Below are 4259 nucleotides of genomic sequence, written 5' to 3' on the forward strand. Positions count from 1 at the left end.
AACAGTCAAGATCGACCTGCCAGCCAGATCCGCGCCAGCCGTCATTTCCCAGACATCTGCCGAAGGACCGGACTGGCCGCATGAGCACCCCGATCGACACCCCCACCCCTTCCGCGATTCGCGCCGCGCTGGCCGAGGCGCCCAAGCTGCGCAGCCGCGACCTCGCCCCCCAGCTTCAGATCTCCGAAGCCGAGCTCCTCGCCGCGCAGACCGGCCATGGCGTGACCCGGATCGACGCCAATCCCGACCTGCTGATGCCCGCCGCCGAGACGCTTGGCGAGGTTATGGCGCTGACCCGCGTCGAGGCGGCGGTGCATGAGAAAGTCGGGCGATACGGCAATTACCATTCCGGCCCGCATGCCTCGATGGTGCTGAACGAGGCCATCGACCTGCGCATCTTCCCCAGGCATTGGGTGCATGGCTTCCTCGTCGAGCAGGAGGCCGAACACGGGCTGCGGCGCAGCCTGCAGGTCTTCGACGCCGCTGGCGACGCGGTGCACAAGATCCACCTGCGCGAGGGCTCGGACCTCGCCGGCTGGACCGCCCTGAAGGAGACGCTGGCCACCGGCGACAGCTCCGACCGGATCGAGGTTCGCCCGCGCGAGCCCGTCGAGGCGGCCAAGGCCGACCCGGCGAAGCGCGAGATCCTGCGCAAGGAATGGGCCCGACTCACCGACACCCACCAGTTCCTGCGCCTGTGCTCCAAGCTCAGGATGAACCGGCTCGGCGCCTACCGCATCGCCGGCGCGCCCTTTGTGCGCGCGCTCAACCCGATAGCGGTCGACACCATGCTCGAGGCGGCGCGCGACCGCGAGACCGGCATCATGCTCTTCGTCGGCAATCGCGGCTGCATCCAGATCCATTCCGGCCCGATCCACAGCCTCAAACCGATGGGGCCGTGGCAGAACATCATGGACCCCGGCTTCAACCTGCACCTGCGCCGCGACAAGGTCGCCGAGCTCTGGGCGGTCGAGAAGCCGACCCAGCGCGGACCGGCGCTCTCGGTCGAGGGCTTCGATGCCGAGGGCGGGCTGATCTTCCAGTGCTTCGCCATCGGCAAGGAGGGCAACGATCACCGCCCCGCCTGGCGCGAGATCGTCGAGGCGCTGCCCGCCCGCGAGGGGGTGCCCGCATGAGACGCCGCTCCTTCTCCGCCATCGCCGCCAGCTCGGCCATCTATCTTGCCTTCGGGGTGCTCGGCGCCGTGCTCAGCCCGGCCCAGGCCGCCCGCGGCGAGGCCGACACGCTGGCGATCGGCGGCTCGGTGACCGAGATCGTCTACGCGCTTGGCCAGGAACACCGCCTGGTCGCTCGCGACACCACCTCGACCTACCCGCCCGAGGCCACCGCCCTGCCCGATGTCGGCTACATGCGCGCGCTCTCGCCCGAGGGCGTGCTCTCGGTCGGCCCCGACCTGATCGTCTCCGAAGAAGGCGCCGGCCCGCCCGAGACGCTCGCCGTGCTCGAAGAGGCCGCGATCCCCTTCATCACCGTGCCCGGCGGGTTCTCCGCCGAAGGCGTCGCCGCCAAGATCCGCGCGGTGGGCGAAGCGCTCGACGCCACGGAGGCCGCCGAGGATCTGGCCGAGACGGTCGCGGCAGAGATCGAGGCCGCCTCCGCCCACGCCGCGAAACACGCCGGAGCGCCCAAGCGCGTGCTCTTCGTGCTCTCGGCACAGGGGGGGCGGCTGATGGGCGCGGGCGACGACACCGGCGCCGCCGCGATCATCGAGCTGGCCGGAGGGGTGAACGCGCTTCAGGGCGTCTCGGGCTACAAGCCGCTCTCCGACGAGGCCGCCACCGCGAGCGCGCCCGACGTCATCCTGATGATGGACCGCTCCGGCGATCACGGGGCGAGCGCCGAGGAGCTTTTCGCCCTGCCCGCCCTCGCCGTGACGCCCGCTGCCGAGACCCGTGCGCTGATCAAGATCGACGGGCTGAAGCTGCTGGGCTTCGGCCCCCGCACCGGCGCGGCGGTCGCCGAGCTCTCCGCCGCGCTCTACGGCGAGTGATCCCATGGTCGCGCTCACCGATCCCTCCTTGCACCACGCCGCACCGCCCGACCGGCTGGCCCGCGCCCGCCGCCTGCACCTGTGGCTGGCGCTGGGGCTGGTGGCGATCTCGCTTGCCAGCCTCACCGTCGGCGCCACCGGCGTGCAGCTCATCGACGTGGCGAGGAGCCTCGCAAGAGGCGAGGAGCTCTCCCGCATGGAAAAGGTCGTCCTGCTCGACATCCGCCTGCCCCGGCTGGTGATGGGGCTGGCGGTGGGCGCGGCGCTCGCGGTCTCTGGCGCGGTGATGCAGGGGCTGTTCCGCAACCCGCTGGCCGATCCCGGCATCGTCGGCGTCAGCGCCGGCGCCGGGCTCGGGGCGATCCTCGCCATCGTCCTCGGGAGCCTGCTGCCCCCGGCCCTGCTCGGCCTCGCAGGCGCGCATCTCGTCCCCCTCGCCGCCTTCCTCGGCGGCTGGATCAGCACGCTCTTGCTCTACCGCGTCGCCACCCGGCGCGGCCAGACCTCGGTGGCCACCATGCTGCTCGCCGGCATCGCGCTGGCGGCGCTCTCGGGCGCGGTCTCGGGCGTGCTGGTCTACCTGGCCGACGACAGCCAGCTGCGCGACCTGACCTTCTGGGGCCTCGGCTCGCTGGCCGGCGCCAGCTGGACCAAGCTTGCAGCCGCGCTGCCGATCCTGCTGATCGCGATGGCCGGCGCCATGCTGCTCGGCCGCGCGCTCAACGCGCTGGCGCTCGGCGAGGCCATCGCCGCCCATATCGGCATCCCCGTGCAACGCATGAAGCGCCTCGCCATCCTCTGCGTCGCCGCCGCCACCGGCGGGGCAGTGGCGGTCTCAGGTGGCATCGGCTTCATTGGCATCGTGGTGCCGCACCTGCTGCGCCTCGCCTCCGGCCCGGACCACCGCGCGCTCTTGCCCAACGCGGCCCTTCTGGGCGCGTCCCTCCTCGTCGGCGCCGACATGATCTCGCGCAGCGTCGTGGCCCCCGCAGAGCTGCCCATCGGCATCGTGACGGCGGTGCTCGGCGCGCCGGTCTTCCTGTGGATCCTGCTGCGGCAGCGCGGCGTGGTGGACCTGTGATGCTGGAGGCCCATGACATCACCGTCCGCCTCGGACGCCGCGAGATCCTGCAGGGCGTCCGCTTCACCGCCGAACCCAGCCAGCTCACCGCCATCTGCGGCCCCAACGGCTCGGGCAAGACGACCCTCTTGCGCGCCATGACCGGCGATCTGCCCTACACCGGCAGCGTCACCCTCAACGGCCAAGACATCGCCCGCCTGCAACCATGGGAGCTCGCGGCGATGCGCGGCGTGCTGCCCCAGGCCTCGGCGCTGGCCTTTCCCTTCACCGTGCTCGAAGTCGTCGAGATCGGCCTCTCCCGCGGCCGCGCCGCCGGGCAATCCCGCGCCGCGCTGCAGGCCTTGGCCCGGGTCGACCTCGCCCATCACGCCGGGCGCCCCTACCAGTCGCTCTCGGGCGGCGAGCAGCAACGCGCCCAGCTCGCCCGCGTGCTGGCGCAGGTCGGTGCCCCCATCGAGGAAGGCTCCCCGCGCTGGCTGTTCCTCGACGAGCCGGTCTCGGCGCTCGACATCGCGCACCAGCTCGAGGTGATGCAGATCGCCCGCGACTTCGCCGATGCCGGCGGTGGCGTCGTGGCGGTGATGCACGATCTCAACCTCACCGCCATGTTCTCCGACCGCATCTCGCTTCTGGCAGCGGGCCAGGTAGAGGCCGCCGGCACCGTGGCCGAGGTGATGACCTCTGAAACGCTTTCCCGCGCCTATGGCTGCCAGCTTCGCGTCGGCGCCGCACCGCCCCCCGGCACCCCCTTCCTGCTGCCCCAAGCCGCGCGGCTCGCGGCGGAATGACCCCGAAAGGACCCCAGACATGTATCTGGCAATGAACCGCTTCACCGTCCCGAGCGAAAACGCCGCCGATTTCGAGGCGCTCTGGCTCAGCCGCGACAGCAAGCTGCACGAGAACCCCGGCTTCGTCGAATTCCACATGCTGAAAGGCCCTGAGGAGGAGGGCACAATCCTCTACGCCTCGCACACGGTCTGGGAAAGCGAGGACCATTTCCGCGCCTGGACCCGCAGCGACAGCTTCCGCGCCGCCCATGCCCGCGCCGGCGACACCCGCAAGCTGCATTCCGGCGCTCCGCGCTTCGAGGGCTTCACCGCGATCCAGAAGATCGCCATGCCGGCATAGCCAAGCGCCGCACCTCTTTCAGGAAGCGCAGCTCCCCCA

The 4259-nt window shown here is 71.3% G+C and carries 5 protein-coding genes; all 5 read left to right on the forward strand.

What is annotated here, in order from left to right:
• Positions 1-80 precede the first annotated feature (80 nt).
• From AC6RA4_RS09145 to hmuQ, 5 genes are read left to right on the forward strand one after another with little or no spacing between them, the layout of a single operon-like run.
• Entirely contained in the window at positions 81-1136 is a 1056-nt protein-coding gene (locus AC6RA4_RS09145; protein ID WP_500159565.1) for a hemin-degrading factor, read from the forward strand.
• The gene (locus AC6RA4_RS09150) at positions 1133-2011 is read left to right on the forward strand and encodes a heme/hemin ABC transporter substrate-binding protein (RefSeq protein ID WP_500159567.1); all 879 of its coding nucleotides are present in this window, start codon (positions 1133-1135) and stop codon (positions 2009-2011) included. Before AC6RA4_RS09145 ends, AC6RA4_RS09150 begins: the two co-directional genes overlap by 4 nt.
• Positions 2012-2015: 4 nt before the next feature.
• A complete protein-coding gene (locus AC6RA4_RS09155) occupies positions 2016-3092 on the forward strand; it encodes a FecCD family ABC transporter permease (RefSeq protein WP_500159569.1) in 1077 nt (358 codons plus the stop codon).
• The gene (locus AC6RA4_RS09160; protein WP_500159571.1) at positions 3092-3880 is read left to right on the forward strand and encodes a heme ABC transporter ATP-binding protein; all 789 of its coding nucleotides are present in this window, start codon (positions 3092-3094) and stop codon (positions 3878-3880) included. Before AC6RA4_RS09155 ends, AC6RA4_RS09160 begins: the two co-directional genes overlap by 1 nt.
• Positions 3881-3899: 19 nt before the next feature.
• Complete coding sequence (gene hmuQ / locus AC6RA4_RS09165; protein WP_500159573.1) at positions 3900-4220, forward strand: heme-degrading protein HmuQ; 321 nt, start codon at positions 3900-3902, stop codon at positions 4218-4220.
• Positions 4221-4259: the final 39 nt, after the last annotated feature.

This window comes from Salipiger sp. (assembly GCF_059781815.1).

Excerpts from the sequence above, each read along its gene's own strand:
- AC6RA4_RS09145 (WP_500159565.1), top strand. The coding sequence starts at position 81 with ATGAGCACCCCGATCGACACCCCCACCCCTTCCGCGATTCGCGCCGCG.
- AC6RA4_RS09150 (WP_500159567.1), top strand. The coding sequence starts at position 1,133 with ATGAGACGCCGCTCCTTCTCCGCCATCGCCGCCAGCTCGGCCATCTAT.
- AC6RA4_RS09155 (WP_500159569.1), top strand. The coding sequence starts at position 2,016 with ATGGTCGCGCTCACCGATCCCTCCTTGCACCACGCCGCACCGCCCGAC.
- AC6RA4_RS09160 (WP_500159571.1), top strand. The coding sequence starts at position 3,092 with ATGCTGGAGGCCCATGACATCACCGTCCGCCTCGGACGCCGCGAGATC.
- hmuQ (WP_500159573.1), top strand. The coding sequence starts at position 3,900 with ATGTATCTGGCAATGAACCGCTTCACCGTCCCGAGCGAAAACGCCGCC.